At 71.3% G+C, this 16,746-nt stretch carries 21 protein-coding genes and 1 pseudogene; 13 read left to right on the forward strand and 9 right to left on the reverse strand.

Going from position 1 to position 16,746, the window contains the following annotated elements; all coding sequences use genetic code 11:
- The first annotated feature begins 227 nt into the window (after positions 1 to 227).
- The 3 genes from ACFYSH_RS00355 (at position 228) to ACFYSH_RS00365 (ending at position 1,872) form a co-directional block, all read left to right on the forward strand.
- Entirely contained in the window at positions 228 to 1,067 is an 840-nt protein-coding gene (locus ACFYSH_RS00355) for a sulfurtransferase (protein ID WP_359467535.1), read from the forward strand.
- Between the two features lie 48 nt (positions 1,068 to 1,115).
- Complete coding sequence (locus ACFYSH_RS00360; protein WP_014154938.1) at positions 1,116 to 1,403, forward strand: DUF1416 domain-containing protein; 288 nt, start codon at positions 1,116 to 1,118, stop codon at positions 1,401 to 1,403.
- A gap of 145 nt (positions 1,404 to 1,548) precedes the next feature.
- Entirely contained in the window at positions 1,549 to 1,872 is a 324-nt protein-coding gene (locus ACFYSH_RS00365; protein ID WP_359467538.1) for a DUF3099 domain-containing protein, read from the forward strand.
- Positions 1,873 to 1,900: 28 nt separating this feature from the next.
- Here the strand turns inward: ACFYSH_RS00365 and ACFYSH_RS00370 are convergent, their stop codons facing one another.
- Positions 1,901 to 2,263, reverse strand: coding sequence for a DsrE family protein (locus ACFYSH_RS00370; RefSeq protein WP_359467541.1), 363 nt, complete (start codon positions 2,261 to 2,263; stop codon positions 1,901 to 1,903).
- Positions 2,264 to 2,593: 330 nt separating this feature from the next.
- Between ACFYSH_RS00370 and ACFYSH_RS00375 the strand changes: the two genes are divergently transcribed.
- Genes ACFYSH_RS00375 through ACFYSH_RS00385 form a run of 3 tightly spaced genes read left to right on the forward strand, consistent with a single transcriptional unit; the run spans position 2,594 to position 4,677 of the window.
- Positions 2,594 to 3,166 carry an FABP family protein gene (locus ACFYSH_RS00375; protein WP_359467544.1) on the forward strand — a complete coding sequence of 191 codons (573 nt, stop codon included), beginning with the start codon at positions 2,594 to 2,596 and terminating at the stop codon, positions 3,164 to 3,166.
- A gap of 53 nt (positions 3,167 to 3,219) precedes the next feature.
- Complete coding sequence (locus ACFYSH_RS00380) at positions 3,220 to 3,681, forward strand: Fur family transcriptional regulator (protein ID WP_359467547.1); 462 nt, start codon at positions 3,220 to 3,222, stop codon at positions 3,679 to 3,681.
- Between the two features lie 30 nt (positions 3,682 to 3,711).
- The gene (locus ACFYSH_RS00385; protein WP_359467550.1) at positions 3,712 to 4,677 is read left to right on the forward strand and encodes a folate-binding protein; all 966 of its coding nucleotides are present in this window, start codon (positions 3,712 to 3,714) and stop codon (positions 4,675 to 4,677) included.
- 53 nt (positions 4,678 to 4,730) lie between these two features.
- Here ACFYSH_RS00385 and dtd read toward each other — a convergent pair whose 3' ends face one another.
- Positions 4,731 to 5,180, reverse strand: coding sequence for a D-aminoacyl-tRNA deacylase (dtd, locus tag ACFYSH_RS00390; RefSeq protein ID WP_359467553.1), 450 nt, complete (start codon positions 5,178 to 5,180; stop codon positions 4,731 to 4,733).
- A 115-nt stretch (positions 5,181 to 5,295) separates the two neighbouring features.
- Here dtd and ACFYSH_RS00395 point away from each other — a divergent pair, with 115 nt between their 5' ends.
- Complete coding sequence (locus ACFYSH_RS00395) at positions 5,296 to 5,970, forward strand: ABC transporter substrate-binding protein (protein WP_359467556.1); 675 nt, start codon at positions 5,296 to 5,298, stop codon at positions 5,968 to 5,970.
- Between the two features lie 50 nt (positions 5,971 to 6,020).
- Positions 6,021 to 6,989: an asparaginase gene (locus ACFYSH_RS00400; protein ID WP_388749935.1), complete on the forward strand. Its 969-nt coding sequence runs from the start codon at positions 6,021 to 6,023 to the stop codon at positions 6,987 to 6,989.
- Positions 6,990 to 6,992: 3 nt separating this feature from the next.
- Here the strand turns inward: ACFYSH_RS00400 and ACFYSH_RS00405 are convergent, their stop codons facing one another.
- A complete protein-coding gene (locus ACFYSH_RS00405) occupies positions 6,993 to 7,766 on the reverse strand; it encodes an ABC transporter permease (protein ID WP_359467561.1) in 774 nt (257 codons plus the stop codon).
- Complete coding sequence (locus ACFYSH_RS00410; protein ID WP_359467564.1) at positions 7,759 to 8,727, reverse strand: ATP-binding cassette domain-containing protein; 969 nt, start codon at positions 8,725 to 8,727, stop codon at positions 7,759 to 7,761. The genes ACFYSH_RS00405 and ACFYSH_RS00410 overlap by 8 nt, the downstream gene beginning before the upstream one ends.
- Before the next feature lie 96 nt (positions 8,728 to 8,823).
- On the opposite strand from ACFYSH_RS00410, the gene ACFYSH_RS00415 reads away from it, so the two are divergent.
- Together ACFYSH_RS00415 and ACFYSH_RS00420 are read left to right on the forward strand one after the other, a co-directional pair.
- A complete protein-coding gene (locus ACFYSH_RS00415; protein WP_359467567.1) occupies positions 8,824 to 9,600 on the forward strand; it encodes a TetR/AcrR family transcriptional regulator in 777 nt (258 codons plus the stop codon).
- Positions 9,597 to 10,229, forward strand: coding sequence for a TetR family transcriptional regulator (locus tag ACFYSH_RS00420; RefSeq protein ID WP_388749940.1), 633 nt, complete (start codon positions 9,597 to 9,599; stop codon positions 10,227 to 10,229). The genes ACFYSH_RS00415 and ACFYSH_RS00420 overlap by 4 nt, the downstream gene beginning before the upstream one ends.
- A gap of 4 nt (positions 10,230 to 10,233) precedes the next feature.
- Here the strand turns inward: ACFYSH_RS00420 and ACFYSH_RS00425 are convergent.
- Together ACFYSH_RS00425 and ACFYSH_RS00430 are read right to left on the reverse strand one after the other, a co-directional pair.
- Positions 10,234 to 10,475: pseudogene (locus tag ACFYSH_RS00425) on the reverse strand (HAD family phosphatase); the annotation flags it as partial.
- A 42-nt stretch (positions 10,476 to 10,517) separates the two neighbouring features.
- On the reverse strand, positions 10,518 to 11,039 hold the full coding sequence (locus ACFYSH_RS00430; protein WP_359467572.1) for an AAA family ATPase: 522 nt from the start codon (positions 11,037 to 11,039) through the stop codon (positions 10,518 to 10,520).
- 259 nt (positions 11,040 to 11,298) lie between these two features.
- Between ACFYSH_RS00430 and ACFYSH_RS00435 the strand changes: the two genes are divergently transcribed.
- The 3 genes from ACFYSH_RS00435 (at position 11,299) to ACFYSH_RS00445 (ending at position 12,920) form a co-directional block, all read left to right on the forward strand.
- The gene (locus ACFYSH_RS00435) at positions 11,299 to 11,808 is read left to right on the forward strand and encodes a helix-turn-helix domain-containing protein (RefSeq protein ID WP_359467575.1); all 510 of its coding nucleotides are present in this window, start codon (positions 11,299 to 11,301) and stop codon (positions 11,806 to 11,808) included.
- 28 nt (positions 11,809 to 11,836) lie between these two features.
- Positions 11,837 to 12,466: a hypothetical protein gene (locus ACFYSH_RS00440; RefSeq protein WP_388749944.1), complete on the forward strand. Its 630-nt coding sequence runs from the start codon at positions 11,837 to 11,839 to the stop codon at positions 12,464 to 12,466.
- Positions 12,467 to 12,584: 118 nt separating this feature from the next.
- On the forward strand, positions 12,585 to 12,920 hold the full coding sequence (locus tag ACFYSH_RS00445; protein WP_359467581.1) for a DUF2516 family protein: 336 nt from the start codon (positions 12,585 to 12,587) through the stop codon (positions 12,918 to 12,920).
- On the opposite strand, the gene ACFYSH_RS00450 is transcribed toward ACFYSH_RS00445, so the two are convergent.
- The 3 genes from ACFYSH_RS00450 to ACFYSH_RS00460 all read right to left on the reverse strand — a co-directional run bounded on the left by ACFYSH_RS00450 (position 12,902) and on the right by ACFYSH_RS00460 (position 16,584).
- A complete protein-coding gene (locus ACFYSH_RS00450) occupies positions 12,902 to 14,251 on the reverse strand; it encodes a PP2C family protein-serine/threonine phosphatase (RefSeq protein ID WP_388749947.1) in 1,350 nt (449 codons plus the stop codon). The genes ACFYSH_RS00445 and ACFYSH_RS00450 overlap by 19 nt on opposite strands.
- A 258-nt stretch (positions 14,252 to 14,509) precedes the next feature.
- A complete protein-coding gene (locus ACFYSH_RS00455) occupies positions 14,510 to 15,583 on the reverse strand; it encodes an NlpC/P60 family protein (RefSeq protein ID WP_388749950.1) in 1,074 nt (357 codons plus the stop codon).
- A gap of 215 nt (positions 15,584 to 15,798) precedes the next feature.
- A complete protein-coding gene (locus ACFYSH_RS00460; RefSeq protein WP_388749953.1) occupies positions 15,799 to 16,584 on the reverse strand; it encodes a class I SAM-dependent methyltransferase in 786 nt (261 codons plus the stop codon).
- Between the last annotated feature and the right edge of the window lie 162 nt (positions 16,585 to 16,746).

Here is a 16,746-nt window from a genome sequence, read left to right on the forward strand (position 1 = left end):
AGCGACAGGCGGACCTCACGAAGCGGCGGGCAGTAGACCTGTGCCGCGTCGCCGCCATGCTCTGTCGCACCTTCTGAGCGGGACTCCCTCCCGTTTTCCCCGGCCCTTCGACGATGTCAGGGCCGAACCCGTGCCTCCCGTACGCGTTCCGCTCCGAGCGCCTGCGCGTACACCTCGCACCCGCACACCGCACCGCCCCGCCGCAGACTGCCCCGGAGGAGAAACACATGAGCCGCGCAGACGTCCTGGTCGACGCCGACTGGGTCGAGGCCCACATCGACGACCCGCAGGTCGCCATCGTCGAGGTCGACGAGGACACCTCGGCGTACGAGAAGAACCACATCAAGAACGCGATCAGGATCGACTGGACCAAGGACCTCCAGGACCCGGTCCGCCGTGACTTCGTCGACCAGGCCGGCTTCGAGAAGCTCCTGTCCGAGAAGGGCATCGGCAACGACACCCTGGTCGTGCTCTACGGCGGCAACAACAACTGGTTCGCCTCGTACGCCTACTGGTACTTCAAGCTGTACGGCCACGAGAACGTCAAGCTGCTCGACGGCGGCCGCAAGAAGTGGGAGCTCGACTCCCGCGACCTGACCGACGCCGTCCCGTCCCGCCCGGCCACGCAGTACAAGGCCAAGGCCCAGGACGAGTCGATCCGTGCCTACCGCGACGACGTCGTGAAGGCCATCGGCAGCCAGAACCTCGTCGACGTGCGGTCGCCCGACGAGTTCAGCGGCAAGCTGCTCGCCCCGGCGCACCTCCCGCAGGAGCAGTCGCAGCGCCCCGGCCACGTGCCGAGCGCCCGCAACATCCCGTGGTCGAAGAACGCCAACGACGACGGCACCTTCAAGTCGGACGACGAGCTCAAGGCCCTCTACGAGGACGAGCAGGTCGACCTGTCGAAGGACACCATCGCGTACTGCCGCATCGGTGAGCGCTCCGCGCTCACCTGGTTCGTGCTGCACGAGCTGCTCGGCCAGGAGAACGTCAAGAACTACGACGGTTCGTGGACCGAGTACGGCTCCCTCGTGGGCGTGCCGATCGAGCTCGGCGCCAACAAGTAACTCCGCAGGACCTGATCAGCAGGACCCCGACCAGAAGGACAGAACACCATGTGTGGAGCACAGGCCGGCGGCCCCGACGCTTCGACGATCAAGCCGGGCGAGACGACCATCCAGGGCAGCGTGACCCGCGACGGCGAGCCCGTCACCGGCTACGTCCGTCTGCTGGACTCGACCGGTGAGTTCACCGCCGAGGTCCCGACCTCGGCGACCGGACAGTTCCGCTTCTACGCGGCCGAGGGCACCTGGACGCTGCGCGCCCTGGTTCCGGGCGGCACCGCCGACCGTACGGTCGTGGCGCAGACCGGTGGCCTCGCCGAGGTCGCCATCGCCGTGTAGTTCACGCACGCATGTCGGCCGGAGGGCCGCACCCCAGGGGGTTGGACGCCACCTGGACAGGGGTGCGGCCCTCCGCGCCGTCCGGATGTGCTTGTGCGTGCGCTTCCGCGTGCGCGTCGGCCCGGGAGAGCCCTACGCTGAAGACATGTACGCCCGGCGCAGGCGCGCCTATTTCCTTCTGATGGGCGGATGCCTCTTCCTCTTCGTCTCCGCCTGGTCCTTCGTGCGTCTGTGGTCCGTCCCGGCGGCCGTCGCGATGTGTGTGCTCGCCATGGTCATCCCGCCCGTGGCGGCGATCGTCGCCAACCGCCGGGGACCTGAGGACCGTTGGTGGGACGACCCCGAGGCCGGGAGTCCCGACCCCCCGCGCCGGGACGACCGGCCCCGCCCGCCCAGGGAGGAGCCCACCGGCGATCCGACGTCGGACGCCTGGTGGGACGAGCTCGACGGCAGGAAACGTCGCCGGTAGGACGACGGCACCTTGCGATCGGTGGACGTCAGTACACGAGGGCCTGGGCGCCGTCCGCCATGGCCTCCTGCACGAAGACCTGGGCGCCGGCGATGCGCACGCCCTCCAGGACGTCCTTCTCCGTGATGTCCCGCCGCGCCGCGCACTGCGTGCAGAGCGTGATCCCGCCGCCCGCGAGGATCGAGTCGATCAGATCGGGCAGCGGTGCGGAGTGCGGCAGTTCGAAGTCGGCGGCGCGCCCCGGCAGGGCGAACCAGGCGGACTCGCCGGTCAGCCACAGCGAGACCTCGACCCCGCTGGCGACGGCCACGGCCGCCACGGTGAAGGCCTGCGAGCAGCGCTCGGGGGCGTCGGCTCCGGCGGTCACCTTGATCACGAGCTTCTTCGGCATGCACCGAACTGTAATCCTCGGCCGGGCGGGCCCCCGCGCGTCGTGCCGGCATGACCGGCTCCCGGGCGAGTCGGCCGCGCCCGGGGGAAACCCCGGGCCGTCGTGCCGGGCCCCCACCCGTTAGGCTGGGGGCCCGGCCGCCTGCTGCCGTCATGTCGTTCGTTCCGAGGAGCTCCCGTGCTTGAGGCTTTCTTCTCCGCCCTGCTGGTGCTGGTCTGCGTCGGCGTGCTCGCCTTCGCGGCCGTGACCGTGAAGAAGCTGTACCAGGGCCAGCGCTGACCCTCGCCCCGAACACCTTCCGTACACCCTCACAGATCGTCTGAGCCGCTCATGATCGAGATTCCGTCCGACCTCCACCCGGACCTCGTGCCGCTGGCCTTCCTCCTCGGTAACTGGGCGGGTGCGGGCGTCTCCGACTTCCCCGGTGCCGAGAAGTGCAACTTCGGCCAGGAAGTCACCTTCAGCCACGACGGCCGCGACTTCCTCGAGTACGTCTCGCACTCCTGGGTGCTGGACGCCGAGGGCAACCAGGTCAAGCCGCTGGAGTCCGAGTCCGGCTACTGGCGTATCGACAAGGACCGCAAGGTCGAGATCGTCATGGTCCGCGACCAGGGCATCGTCGAGGTCTGGTACGGCGAGCTGGCCAAGCAGAAGCCGCAGATCGACATCGTCACCGACGCGGTGGCCCGCACTGCGGCCTCCGGCCCGTACAGCGGCGGCAAGCGCCTCTACGGCTATGTGAACAGCGACCTGATGTGGGTCGGCGAGAAGGCCACCCCCGATGTGGAGCTGCGGCCGTACATGTCGGCGCACCTGAAGAAGGTCGTCACCCCCGAAGAGGTCGCCGCGATGGCGAAGAGCCTCGGGGACATGCCGGACGACGGCATCGCGTTCTTCAAGTAGGAGCTCCCGCGGCGGCGCCCCGGCCGGTGCTCGCCCCGCCCTACACTGGGCGTGTGGTGAGCACCGACTGGAAGACCGATCTTCGGCAGCGTGGCTACCGGCTGACGCCTCAGCGTCAGCTCGTCCTGGAGGCCGTCGACACCCTGGAGCACGCGACTCCCGACGACATCCTCTGCGAGGTGCGCAGAACGGCGTCAGGCGTGAACATCTCCACCGTCTACCGGACCCTGGAGCTCCTGGAGGAGCTCGGGCTGGTCAGCCACGCCCACCTCGGGCACGGCGCCCCGACGTACCACCTGGCGGACCGCCATCACCACATCCACCTCGTCTGCCGGGACTGCGCGAACGTCATCGAGGCCGACGTGGACGTGGTCGCCGACTTCACCGCGAAGCTGCGGGGCACGTTCGGCTTCGAGACCGACATGAAGCACTTCGCGATCTTCGGGCGCTGCGCCGACTGCACGGCGAAGGCGGCCGAGGCCGGCCCGGCGGAAGGACCCGGCAGCGCGCGGTAGAGCGGGCCGCCAGAGTCGTACGCTGGTCGCATGAAGAGCCCCTTGCTGTCCCTGCCCGGCGCCGTCCCCGCCGAGGGGCGCGACGAAGGCGTCGCCGCGCACTACGGCGACCTGTTCCGTGAACAACGCGCACTCGCCGACGGCGGCGGTCTCGTCGACCTGTCGCACCGCGGGGTCGTCACGGTCACCGGCGACGACCGGCTGGCCTGGCTGCACCTGCTGCTCACCCAGCACGTCAGCGACCTCGCGCCGCACCAGGCGACCGAAGCCCTGATCCTCTCCGCCAACGGGCACATCGAGCACGCCCTCTATCTGGTCGACGACGGCACGACGGTGTGGATGCACGCCGAGCCGGGGTCCCAGGGCGAGCTGATCGCGTACCTGGAATCGATGAAGTTCTTCTACCGGGTCGAGGTCGCCGACCGCACCGAGGACTTCGCCGTCGTGCATCTGCCCGCCGGTTCCATCGCCGAGGTCCCGGACGGCGTCGCCGTACGGGAGACGCCGCACGGCCGCGACCTCTTTCTGCCCCGGGCCGACCTGGAGGCGTACGCCGCCGAGAACGGCCCGGTGGCCGGGATCCTGGCGTACGAGGCGCTGCGCGTCGAGGCGCACCGCCCGCGCCTGAACTTCGAGACCGACCACCGCACCATCCCGCACGAGCTGGGCTGGATCGGCAGCGCCGTGCACCTCCAGAAGGGCTGCTACCGGGGCCAGGAGACGGTCGCCCGTGTCCACAACCTGGGGAAGCCGCCGCGCCGCCTCGTCTTCCTGCACCTCGACGGCAGCGAGGTCCATCTGCCCGGCCACGGGACACCGGTCCGGCTCGCCGCCGACGGTGAGGAAGGCCGGCAGCTCGGCTTCATCACCACCTCGGCCCGCCACCACGAGCTGGGGCCGATCGCCCTGGCGCTGGTGAAGCGGAACGTCGCGGTGGACGCGGAACTGATCGCGGGTGACACCGCGGCGGCCCAGGAGACGGTCGTCGAGCCGTAGACCGCGGGCCGTTCGGTCGTAGCGGGGGTACGCGCGGCCGTCCAGCCGCGCTGCTACACCTCGACCAGCACGGTGAACGGGCCGTGGTTCGTGAGCGAGACCCGCATGTCCGCCCCGAACCGGCCCGTCTCCACCTGCGCGCCGAGGGCCCGCAGCTGGGTCACCACCTCGTCGACCAGCGGCTCGGCGACCTCGCCCGGCGCGGCGGCGTTCCAGGTGGGCCTGCGGCCCTTCCTGGCGTCCCCGTACAGCGTGAACTGCGAGATGACCAGCAGTGGCGCGTTCACGTCCGAGCAGGACTTCTCGCCCTCCAGGACGCGCAGGGTCCAGAGCTTGCGGGCCAGCTGCGCCGCTTTCTCCGCGGTGTCCCCGTGGGTGACTCCCACCAGCACACACAGGCCCTCGCCGACGATCTCGCCGACCGTTCCGGTCCCCGACGGATCGTCCGTGGCACCTGCCACGGTGACGCTCGCGCCGTCCACTCTCTGTATCACTGCACGCATACAGACCAACCTATCTTGGGCCGAACGGGTACAGAGCACCTGCATGAACACCGTGTGTAGTGGCACCATGCACGATGTCGGTGTGCCGACGCACCGGTCGAGGGGACGGAACATCATGACGACACGTGGAACCGGGCCATCACCCGGCGCCGTACCAGTGACACACACAGCCGGCAGCCTGCGGCCGCCGGTGCAGCGGACCGGTGATGCCCCCGGCCAGTTGTCCACACCGCCCGTACAGCTGCCCGGAGCGGTGTCCGTGCCCGGCCAGACCGGTGGCGGTGCGGTCGAAGGACTGGCCGCCGTGCGTGCGCAGCCCGAGTTCGGCGGGCTGCGGCTGCCGGAGCTGCGCACCCTGCGACGTGACGCCCAGCGCGACGAGGCGGACCTCAGCTATGTGCGCCGCCTCGTCCAGGGCCGGATCGACATCCTGAGGGCCGAGCTCGCCCGACGGGTGGATCCCGAGACGCCCGTGGTGGACCGGCTCTCGGAGATCCTCGCCGACACCCCGTCCGTCCACCGCTCCTCGGTGCGGCACGTCACCCTCACCACGCCGCGCAGCGACGAGTACCGGCAGCTGGCGGCGGACACGCTGGCGGAGGTCGAGCTGTCCGACCTCGACGCCCGGACGGACGACGAGCTCCTCACGGCCATGGGGCGGCTGGTCCGCTACGAGCAGCAGGTGTCCCGGCGCCGTCACCGGCTCCAGCGGACCGTCGACGATTGCAGCGCGGAGATCGCCCGCAGGTACCGTGACGGAGAAGCACAAGTACAGGACCTGCTCGCCTGAAGCGACCCTTCCGGGGGCGGGTCACGCCCGCCCCCGGAAGGCCGACCGCCATGACCCCCATATCCCCCTCAGCGTCCCCCGTGCCCCCGGTCCTGGCCGAGGTCGTACGGTCCGGTTTCACCGAGGGCCGTCACCGGGGGTCGCTGGTCGTCCTGGCGGCGGACGGCAGCGTGGAGCTCGCGCTCGGCGACCCGGCGGCGCCGGTCTTCCCACGCTCGTCCAACAAGCCGATGCAGGCCGCCGCGATCCTGCGGGCCGGTCTCGACCTCTCGGGGGAGCGGCTGGCCCTGGCCGCGGCGAGCCACTCGGGCGAGGCCTTCCACCTCGACCTGGTGCGCACGGTGCTCGCCGAGCACGGACTGGAGCCCGGCGATCTGCAGACACCGCCCGATCTGCCGCTGGACCCGGTCGAGGCGGAGGCGTATCTCGCCGCCGGGGGTGTGCGGGAGCCGCTCACCATGAACTGCTCCGGCAAGCACGCGGCGATGCTCGCCGTCTGCGTACGCAACGGCTGGGACACGGCGACGTATCTCGACCCGGCCCACCCGTTGCAGCGGCTGGTCGGCGAGGTGGTCGCGGAGGCGGCGGGCGAGCCCGTCGCGGCGGTCGGCACGGACGGCTGCGGCGCCCCGCTGATGGCGATCGGGCTGGTGGGCCTGGCCCGTGCGTTCCGTACGTTCGTGCTGGCGGAGCCGGGCACGGCCGAGCGCCGGGTCGCGGACGCGATGCGGGAGCACCCGGAATACGTCGCCGGCACGCGACGGCCGGACACCTGGCTGATGCGGGAGGTGCCGGGCACGCTCTCCAAGATGGGCGCGGAGGCGGTCCAGGCGGTGGCGCTCCCGGACGGCAGGGCCCTGGCCTTCAAGATCGACGACGGGTCCACCCGCGCACTGGGCCCGGTGCTGGCCCGCTCCCTCGAACTGCTGGGCGTGGACGCTCCGGTGGTGTCCCGCATCGGGCGGGCGCCGCTGCTGGGCGGGGCCGGGGAGGTGGGCGGGATCCGGGCCGCGTTCTGAGCGTCACCGTGTCCGCACCCTGAAGAGCACTCCCGAGAGGGCCACGGCCACCAGCAGGATCCCGGACGCCCAAGCGAGCGCGATCCAGGGGGCGTTGCCCACCGGCTGGTCCAGGAGCAGACCGCGGAGGGCTTCGATGGCGGGGGTGACCGGCTGGTGGTCGGCGAAGCCGCGGAGCCAGCCCGGCATGCTGTCGACCGGGACGAACGCGCTGCTCGGGTAGGGCAGGAACGACATGAAGAAGGTGAATCCGCCGGCTGCCTCCGGGGTGCGGGCGAGCAGGCCCATCGCCGCCGAGATCCATGACAGGGCCACGATGTAGGCGAGCAGCACGGCGGTGACGGCTAGCCAGCCGGCGGGGGTGGCGGCGGGGCGGAAGCCGATGAGCAGGGCGACGGCGAACACCAGCGTGGTGGAGACCAGGTTGCGCACCGTGCTCGCCACGACATGGCCGGCCAGGATCGGCATCGCGCCGATGTCCAGGGAGCGGAAGCGGTCGATGATGCCGCCCTTCATGTCCTCGCTCACCGCCACCGCCGTGGTGGCCGAGCCGAAGCCGGCGCAGAGGAACAGGACGCCGGGGACGACGTACATGACGTACGAGTCGTAGGCGGTGCCCGTGTCGATCGCTCCGCCGAAGAAGTAGACGAAGATCAGCATCAGCATGATCGGCAGCATCAGCGAGACGATCACGGCGTCGACGTTGCGACGGCTGATGAGCAGGCTGCGGCCGGTCATGACCGTGGCGTGGGTCAGGGCTCCGGGTGCGTCAGACATGGGCCGGTGTCTCCGTCGTCTCGGTGGTGAGGGCGAGGAACACGTCGTCGAGGGTCGCGCTGTGCACGGAGAAGCGGTCGACGTCGGTGCGGTGCGGGTCGATCTCGTCGAGCAGGGCGCGGGCGTGGGCGGCGGTGCCGTCCGTGGGCAGGCCCAGGGTCAGGGTCTCGGGGGAGTGGTGGACGGCGCGGGTGGCGAGTCGGAGGTAGGCCTCGCGGTTGCCGAGCACGAGGTCCAGGCGGTGCCCGGAGACGCGTGACTTCAGTGCCTCCGGTGTGCCCTCGGCGACGATCCTGCCGCCGTTCAGGACGGCGATGCGGTCGGCGAGCTGATCGGCCTCCTCCAGGTACTGCGTGGTGAGCAGGACCGCGGCGCCCCGTCCGGCCAGGTCGCGGACCACCTGCCAGAGCTCGCGGCGGCTGCGCGGGTCGAGTCCGGTGGTGGGCTCGTCGAGGAAGAGGACGCCGGGCTCGGGGGAGCCGACCAGTCCGGCCGCCAGGTCCAGGCGGCGCCGCATCCCCCCGGAGTACGTACGGGCCTGTCGGCGGGCCGCGTCGGTGAGGCCGAAGCGGACGAGGAGTTCCCCGGCGCGGGCCCGGGCCTGAGCGCGGGTCAGGCCGGACAGGCGCGCCATCATCCGCAGGTTCTCCTCGCCGGTCAGCGTCTCGTCGACGGCGGCGAACTGGCCGGTCAGGCTGATGGCGCGGCGTACCCGGCGCCGGTCGGTGACGACGTCGTACCCGGCGACGCGGGCCGTACCGGAGTCGGCGGTGGTGAGGGTGGCGAGGATCCGCACGGTCGTGGTCTTGCCCGCGCCGTTGGGGCCGAGCAGCGCGTGGATCCCGGCGCGGGCGACCCGGAGGCCGACATCGTCGAGCACCCGGACCCGGGCTCCCGGTTTCCCGTAGGACTTGGTCAGGCCGTGTGCCTCGATCATGACGTCGTTCGTGGCCGTTCTCATGACTCTCCCCCTTCTGCGTATGGCATACGCGTTACTGCGTAAGCATTACGCAAACCTAGGATGGTGGCAAGCCAGTACCGGGAAAGGCGGCTTCGGGTGACGGAGAACAGCAGTGCGTCGTCGGGCGGTACGGGTCTGCCGGCCAGCATCGAGGCCGCGTGGGGACTGCGCGAGCGTCCGGTCAAGGGCCCGAAGCCCGGCCTGACGCTGGACCGCATCGTCGCCGCGGCCGTGTCGGTCGCCGCGTCGGAGGGACTCCCGGCCGTCTCGATGGGCCGGGTCGCCAAGGAACTGGGCGCCTCCACGATGTCCCTCTACCGCTACGTCTCCGCGAAGGAGGAGTTGTACGTCCTCATGCAGGAGGCGGCGATGGGTGCCCCGGAGCCCCTGTCGGCGTTGGAGGAGGGGGCGGGCTGGCGAGAGGCGCTGAGCCAGTGGGCGTGGGCCCAGCGCCGGATGTTCCAGCGCCACCTGTGGTCCCTGCGCATCCCGATCGCGGGGCCGCCGGCCAGCCCGCACTCGGTCGCCTGGTGGGAACAGGGCCTCCAGGCGCTGGAGGGCAGTGGCCTGGACGAGGGCCACAAGATCTCCGTCATCCTGCTCGTCTCGGGCTTCGTACGGAACGAGTCCCTGCTGATGAGTGACCTCGCCGCCGCCGTCGAGGCGAAAGGCGCCCCGGCCGAGGAAGTGATGGCGCAGTGGGAGCGGACCATGCAACGGCTTGTCGACCCCGTCCGTCATCCGGCGCTGTCCCGGCTGCTGTCCACCGACGTCATGAGCGAACCGGACGACGGCGACTACGACTTCGTGTTCGGGCTCGAAAGGATCCTCGACGGGATCGAGACGCTCATCCGCAGGGGCGCGACGTCGTGAGCACCGAGAGGACCGGTCTGCGCGAGCGTAAGAAGCAGCTGACCTATCAGGCCGTCTCCGAAGCCGCCATCGCGATGTTCCTCGAACGGGGCTTCGACAAGGTCTCGGTCGCGGAGGTCGCGGCGGCGGCGGGCATCTCGAAGCCGACGCTGTTCCGGTACTTCCCGGCCAAGGAGGACCTGGTCCTGCACCGGTTCGCCGACCACGAGGACGAGGCGGCCCGCGTCGTCTCCGGCCGACCGGACGGAGTCCCGCCTCTGGACGCACTGCGCCGGCACTTCCTGGCCGGCCTGGACCGCCGCGACCCGGTGACCGGACTCTGCGACGACCCGCAGGTGCTGGCCTTCCACCGGCTGCTCTACGGGACCCCGTCGCTCGTCGCCCGCCTGTACGCCTACCAGGGCCGGTCCGAAACGGCCCTCGCCCGCGCCCTGGACCCCGGCACCGCGGTGGCGGCGCGGCTCGCGGCGGGCCAGATCATCGCCGTGCTGCGGATCCTGGCGGAGGAGAACTGGCGGCGGATGGACGCGGGGGAGAGCGCCGGACAGGTGCACGGGGACGCGGTGTCCGCCGCCGGTCTGGCCTTCGTGCAGTTGGGGAACGGGCTGCTCATGCCTCGTTCAGGATGAGGCGGGCGGGGTCCGGCTTGGCCACCCCCTCGACGGCGCTGCTGACCACGTGGTCGGCCAGGTCCGTGAGCCCCAGGGCGCAGAGGTCCTCGTGCAGCCGGAGGGTCGCGTTGGTGACCAGCACCAGTGGTACGCGGGTCCGTATCCGGCGAGCAGGCCGACCACCGCCTCGTCCGCCCGGAACGGCGCCTGAGCGAGAGCCCGGCCGAGCTCCCGTGCTCTCGTCTCGCCGACCCGGCCGGCGAGGCGTCCTTCCCGCCCGTGGGGTCCCCTGTTCGCAGGCGAGGCTCAGCTCTTGACGGCCTCCGCGATCCGCTGGGCGGCCTCGGCGGGCGTGAGGTGCGTGGTGTCGACGACTTCGGCCTCGTCGTGCAGCCATGTGCGGGCCGCCTCGGCGTAGGGCTCGAGATACCTGAGGCGGAAGGCGGAGGGGCCGAGAACGGTGTCCCCCTCGATGCGCCCGCGGAGGGTGTCCTGGTCGGCGTGGAGGACGAAGTGCCGTACGGGAACGGCGTGGTGGGCGAGGCCCGAGCTGATCTCGCGCCAGTACTGCTCGACCAGCACGGTCATGGGCATCACCAGGGTGCCACCGGTGTAGTCGAGTACGCGTCGCGCGGTCTCGACCACGAGCGGTCGCCACGGCGGCCAGTGCTGGAAGTTGTCCGTCCCGGGCAGCCCGGGCGTGATGTCCATGAGCGTCTCGCCGACTTTTTCGGCGTCGAACACCCGTGAATCCGGCAGCAGTCGCTGCACGAGGGCACTGGTCGTCGTCTTGCCCGCGCCGTGGGTGCCGTTGAGCCATACGATCATGGGCCGAGGTTAGCGTCGTGCGGGCCGCCGGGAGGGGCGCAGCGGAAGACCGGTACGCCTTCGTGGGCTCCCGGGGCGGTGCCGACCGCCGGGCAGGTGTCACCCCTCTCGGACAGTCACACCCGCGCCGCGCCCGTACGGCGGGTGGTGTGTCCCCGACGCCAGGGCGGGTCTCGGGGCGCGCGCCGAACGGATGACGTGGAACACTTTTGCAAGCACCCGCTTGCAATAGTTAGCAAGGTGGGTGCAGTATCGGGATATGGCATCACTCAACGTCGGCAACCTCGGCGAGTACCTGCGTGAGCAGCGGCGTACCGCGCAGCTCTCCCTGCGGCAGCTCGCCGACGCCGCCGGGGTGTCCAATCCGTATCTCAGCCAGATCGAACGCGGTCTGCGCAAGCCGAGCGCCGAGGTGCTGCAGCAGGTCGCCAAGGCCCTGAGGATCTCGGCCGAGACGCTCTACGTGCGGGCCGGGATCCTCGATGAGCGGGAGCGGGAGGAGCTGGAGACGCGGGCGGTCATATTGGCCGATCCGTCGATCAACGAGCGGCAGAAGAACGTGCTGCTGCAGATCTACGACTCCTTCCGCCGGGAGAACGGTTTCGATGTCGCGCCCGACACCGGCGCCGGCTTCCACGGTGCCGCCGAGGCGAAGAGCAGAATCGATGCCGGTACGGAGAACGGTGCCGGTGACGCGGACGGTGCCGGTACGGATGCCCGCGGCCCCCGTACGGCCGGCGGCAGTGATGCAGACCCACCAGTGAACTGACTTCTGATGATCCGGGAGGACCACAGTCATGGCCATCACCGATGACCTGCGTAAGACCCTCACCGACCCCACCCCCCTCTACTTCGCCGCCGGTACGGCCGACCTCGCCGTGGAGCAGGCGCGCAAGGTCCCGGCTCTGATCGAGCAGCTGCGGGCCGAGGCGCCCGAGCGGATCGAGGCGGTTCGCAACACCGACCCGAAGGCCGTGCAGGAGCGGGTCACCACGCAGGCCAAGGAGGCTCAGGCCACCGTGCAGGCGAAGGTGACCGAGGTCTTCGGGGCGCTGGACACCGACCTCAAGAAGTGGGGCGAGACCGCCCAGGACCTGGCCCTGCGCAGTGTGGGCGTGGCCGCCGAGTACGCGGTCCGCGCCCGGGAGACGTACGAGAAGGTCGCCGAGCGCGGCGAGCACAGCGTGCGGACCTGGCGCGGCGAGACGGCCGACGAGATCGTCGAGATCGCCGCAGTGGTCGAGGCGGAGCCGAAGTCCGTGCCGAAGCAGAAGTCCGAGGTGGCGGCGAAGCCGGCGGCCCCCGCCGCGAAGAAGCCCACGCCGAAGCCCGCGGAGTCCAAGGCCGCGCCCGCCCCGACGGCGAAGAAGCCGGCGCCCGTGCGCAAGCCCGCGGCGAAGAGGACGACCCCGCCCTCCGCGAAGTAGCCGGGAGAGGTTCCGGGGCTGCCGGGAGAACGGACCGGGCACCATGGTGGGTGCCCGGGTCGTTGTCCCGGTACCTTGGCCGCGAGGCGCTCATTCCACTGACTAGGCGGTGTTCACCGTGTTGCTCGAAGCATTCGGCTCGTTCCTGCAGCTGCTGTATCTGGCCATGCTCGTCCTGGCCGTGGTCGCGCTGGTCTTCGCCGTGACGGCGCGCGAGGACGCCTACCGGGCCGCGGACAAGCAGAAGAAGTCCTTCTGGCTGATCATCCTCGGGGCCACCGTCTTCGTGAACCTCGTCATCCCGATCCTGTTCCTGCAGATCGCGGGCGTGATCGCGTCCATCGTCTTCATGGTGGACGTGCGGCCGGCGATCAAGGCCGTGTCGGGCGGCGGTGGCCGTCGGGGCGGCTCCAGCAGCGACGGGCCGTACGGCCCTTACAACGGCGGGCGCTGAGCACCCGCCGACGAGGCGGCACCCGGGCGGGAGCGTGACGCGCTCCCGCCCTTTCCGCGTGTCCGGGCCTCGTCGCGTTCCAGCAGCAGGACCGCCACGTCGTCGGTCAGCTCGCCGCCGTTCAGCTCCTGCACCTGGGTGACGGCGGCCTCCAGCAGGGCCTCCCCGCCGAGCCCCTGGTCCAGTCGGCCGTTGATCATCGCGACCATGCCGTCCTGCCCGAGCCGCTGGGTCCCCTCCTGACCGACGCGCCCCTCGATCAGCCCGTCGGTGTACATCATCAGGCTCCACGAGCCGCCCAGCTCGACCTGCCGGCGCGGCCACCGGGCGTGCGGCAGCAGGCCGAGTGCCGGACCGCCGTCCTCGTACGGGAGCAGGTGCGCCGCCCGGCCCTGGCGGGCGATCAGCGGCGCGGGGTGGCCCGCGATGCACAGGCCCGCGCGGCGGCCGTCGGGGGCGATGTCGACGGTGCAGACCGTCGCGAAGATCTCCTCGTTCTGCCGTTCGTGCTCCAGGACCTGCTGCATCGTGGACAGCAGGGCGTCACCGCAGAGCCCGGCCAGCGTGAGCGTCCGCCAGGCGATGCGCAGCTCGACGCCGAGCGCCGCCTCGTCCGGGCCGTGCCCGCAGACGTCGCCGATCATCGCGTGGACCGTGCCGTCGGGTGTGCGGACCGTGTCGTAGAAGTCCCCGCCGAGCAGCGCGCGGCTACGGCCCGGCCGGTAGTGGGCGGCGAAGGCCAGGTCGGAACCGTCGAGGAGCGGGGTGGGCAGCAGTCCGCGTTCCAGCCGGGCGTTCTCCTGGGCGCGCAGCCGGGACTCGGTCAGCTGGTGCTGTGCGATGTCCGCGCGCTTGCGCTCCACGGCGTACCGGATGGCGCGGCTGAGGAGGCGTCCGTCGAGCTCGTCGCGGAAGAGGTAGTCCTGGGCCCCGACCCGTACGGCCTCGGCCGCCCGCTCGGCGTCGTCCTCCGCGGCGAGGGCGAGGACGGCGTGGCGCGGTGCGATGCGCAGGATGTGCTTGAGGGCGGCGAGCCCGCCCGGGTGGCCGGTCCCGTCGTCAGGGCCGTCGGCGCGCGCGTCGGCGGGCAGGGCCGCCGCCTCCAGGTCGAGGTCGAGCAGGATGCAGTCGACGTCGTCGGTGAGCAGCCGGCCGGCCTCGGTGAGGTTGCGGGCGGTGCGGACGCGGACCCGCGCTCCCGTGGTGGACGAGAGCTCGGGGACGGCGAAGGTGCCCGCAGGGTCGTCCTCGATCACCAGGAGTGTGAGGTCGGCGCCATGAGTGGTCTCCGCAGCGGGGACGGCACGTTGCTGCGGTACGGGTACGGGCATCGGTTCGGGTTTCCTTCCCTCCCCCGAGGGCGCGGCGGGACGACGATCGACGACCCGCCGACGGGGACGATAGCGGTCCGCAGCAGGGGAGCGGAATGGTGCCCGACGATCAAGCTCGGTCATATGCGCGGCCATAAGCCGCTTCCCACCACGGATCCGGCGCGACGGGCGGGCAGGAGACGGACATGAGGTCATGACGAACATCACGCGTCCGGCACGCTTCCCGCACATGCGCCGCGCCGTCCGCCGACGCGGGGTCTACTTGTCCGGCCGGACCACGCCCAGGATCTGCATCGAGCCCGCGCCCGCCGTCGTGACATCGCGACCGGGCCGGGGCGCGTGCACGATCGAGCCGTCGCCGACGTACATGCCGACGTGGCTGGCGTCACTGTGGTAGATGATCAGATCGCCGGGGCGCATGTCCTGGACGGCTATGCGGGGCAGCTGCCGCCACTGCTCCTGGGAGGTCCGGGGGATCGGCCGCTTCGCCGCGGCCCAGGCCTGTGAGGTCAGCCCCGAGCAGTCGTACGAACCGGGGCCCTCGGCCCCCCATACGTACGGCTTGCCTATCTGGGCGGTCGCGAAGGCCACCGCCTGCTTGCCGGCGGCGCTCGCCTCGCGGTCGATGTCCCGGAGCGCGCCGGAGGAGAGCCATGCGGCCTGCGCCGTGGACGCGGCGTCCTTCTCCATCTGGAGGAGCCTGGCCCGCTCCTCCGTGGCCAGTTGCGCCTCGAGCTTCTCCGCGGCCTTGATCTGCGCGTCGATGCTCTTCTTCGCCTTGGCCTGCTTGACGCGACCGGCCTCGATCTTCTCCCAGTTGAGGCTGGCGTCCTTGGTGTAGGTCTCCAGGTCCTCCTGCGTCTGCTCCAGTTCGGTCAGGATGCCCTTGGCGGCCTGCTGCCCCTGCCTGGCCTGGTTGACGCCGTCCATGAAGAGGCCGGGATCGCCGCTCAGCATCAGCTGGGCGCCCGGGGGGAGCCCGCCGTTGCGGTACTGCTCGCGGGCCTGTGCGCCCGCCCTGTCCTTCAGTTCGGCGATCTTCGCCCGGCCGTCGGCGATCGTCTTGGCGAGCCGGACGATCTCGCCGGACTGCCTCTCGGACTGCTCCTCGGCGAAGTTGTACGCGTCGGTGGCGGCCCCGGCCTTGCGGTACAGGGTGTCGATCTCCTCGCGCACCTCCTCGAGGGTCTTCTTCGAGGAGGCGGGGGCGGAGGAGCCAGCCGTGGGGGTGGGGTCCGGTATCGGAGCGGCCATGGCCTGGACCGGCGCGGTCAGCAGGGCCAGTGCGCAGACCAGAGTGATCGCGGCAGTGGCACAGTGGCGTCGGTTCACAAGCTCCCCCTCCGGGCGAAAGGCAACGAAAGCCGCATCGCACACATCTGACTTACCGTCAGTAACTTTCAGGTGACGACGCGATCGTGCCATGTTGCCCCGTAAAGCAACAGAGGCCCGCATCACCTGCCCGTCACACAAGGGGACGAACGGTGATCCACCGGTGTTCCCGGACCCGTCGCGCTCCCGCCGGCCCGTTGTCCGTCAGGCGCCGTTCACCCTGCGGCGGGCCGCAGCGCGGACCAGCGCACGGTGATCTCACCCTGGCGCCATCGCCGCGCACCGTCCGTCAGCGGCCAGTCGGCGGAGACCGCCCGGGCCGCCGCGATCCAGCGCTGGCGCGCGCCCAGCGAGGCGTACGGGGCGGCCGTGGCCCAGGCCCGGTCGAGGTCCCGCAGGAAGGCGTGCACCGGCTCGCCCGGCACGTTGCGGTGGATCAGGGCCTTCGGGAGGCGCTCGGCGAGGTCCGAAGGGCGCTCCAGCGAACCGAGCCGGGTCGCGAAGGTGACCGTACGCGGCCCCTCCGGGCCGAGCGCGACCCAGACGTGCCGGCGGCCGATCTCGTCGCAGGTGCCCTCGACCAGCAGACCCTCGGGTGCCAGCCGGGCACACAGCCGCTGCCAGACCGCGGCCACCTCGCCCTCGTCGTACTGGCGCAGCACGTTCGCGGCCCGGATGAGCACCGGCCGGCCGGCCGTGGGGATCTCGAAACCGCCGTGCGTGAAGCTGAGGCCCTCGCGCGCGTACGGCTGCGCCGCCGCGACCCGCCCGGGGTCGATCTCGACGCCCACGACGGCCGTGCGCGCGTCGGCGGTGCGCAGTCGCTCCAGCAGTTCGACGGCGGTCCAGGGCGCGGCGCCGTAACCGAGATCGACCGCGAGGGGCGAGTCGCTGCGGCGCAGGGCGGGGCCGTGGGTGGCGGCGATCCAGCGGTCCATGCGGCGGAGGCGGTTGGGGTTGGTGGTCCCGCGGGTCGCGGTGCCGATGGGGCGCTGGTGCATGAGAAGGAGCGTATGCGAAGCGGCGGCAGGCACACGCGGAGCGGCCGGGGCCACCGGAGCCCTCCGGCACGCCGGAAAAGAGCGTAATGATTTGGCAAAGCGGAAATGAAAGGTCGGGATTTACTGTTCTGGACCTTCGAGGGCGCCCTGTGCCCGTACGCG

The organism is Streptomyces sp. NPDC005791, assembly GCF_042871485.1.
GTDB lineage: Bacteria > Actinomycetota > Actinomycetes > Streptomycetales > Streptomycetaceae > Streptomyces.

Coding starts and splice junctions, on each gene's coding strand:
- ACFYSH_RS00355 (WP_359467535.1), top strand. CDS start 228: ATGAGCCGCGCAGACGTCCTGGTCGACGCCGACTGGGTCGAGGCCCAC.
- ACFYSH_RS00360 (WP_014154938.1), top strand. CDS start 1,116: ATGTGTGGAGCACAGGCCGGCGGCCCCGACGCTTCGACGATCAAGCCG.
- ACFYSH_RS00365 (WP_359467538.1), top strand. CDS start 1,549: ATGTACGCCCGGCGCAGGCGCGCCTATTTCCTTCTGATGGGCGGATGC.
- ACFYSH_RS00370 (WP_359467541.1), bottom strand. CDS start 2,263: ATGCCGAAGAAGCTCGTGATCAAGGTGACCGCCGGAGCCGACGCCCCC.
- ACFYSH_RS00375 (WP_359467544.1), top strand. CDS start 2,594: ATGATCGAGATTCCGTCCGACCTCCACCCGGACCTCGTGCCGCTGGCC.
- ACFYSH_RS00385 (WP_359467550.1), top strand. CDS start 3,712: ATGAAGAGCCCCTTGCTGTCCCTGCCCGGCGCCGTCCCCGCCGAGGGG.
- dtd (WP_359467553.1), bottom strand. CDS start 5,180: ATGCGTGCAGTGATACAGAGAGTGGACGGCGCGAGCGTCACCGTGGCA.
- ACFYSH_RS00395 (WP_359467556.1), top strand. CDS start 5,296: ATGACGACACGTGGAACCGGGCCATCACCCGGCGCCGTACCAGTGACA.
- ACFYSH_RS00400 (WP_388749935.1), top strand. CDS start 6,021: ATGACCCCCATATCCCCCTCAGCGTCCCCCGTGCCCCCGGTCCTGGCC.
- ACFYSH_RS00405 (WP_359467561.1), bottom strand. CDS start 7,766: ATGTCTGACGCACCCGGAGCCCTGACCCACGCCACGGTCATGACCGGC.
- ACFYSH_RS00410 (WP_359467564.1), bottom strand. CDS start 8,727: ATGAGAACGGCCACGAACGACGTCATGATCGAGGCACACGGCCTGACC.
- ACFYSH_RS00430 (WP_359467572.1), bottom strand. CDS start 11,039: ATGATCGTATGGCTCAACGGCACCCACGGCGCGGGCAAGACGACGACC.
- ACFYSH_RS00435 (WP_359467575.1), top strand. CDS start 11,299: ATGGCATCACTCAACGTCGGCAACCTCGGCGAGTACCTGCGTGAGCAG.
- ACFYSH_RS00440 (WP_388749944.1), top strand. CDS start 11,837: ATGGCCATCACCGATGACCTGCGTAAGACCCTCACCGACCCCACCCCC.
- ACFYSH_RS00450 (WP_388749947.1), bottom strand. CDS start 14,251: ATGCCCGTACCCGTACCGCAGCAACGTGCCGTCCCCGCTGCGGAGACC.
- ACFYSH_RS00460 (WP_388749953.1), bottom strand. CDS start 16,584: ATGCACCAGCGCCCCATCGGCACCGCGACCCGCGGGACCACCAACCCC.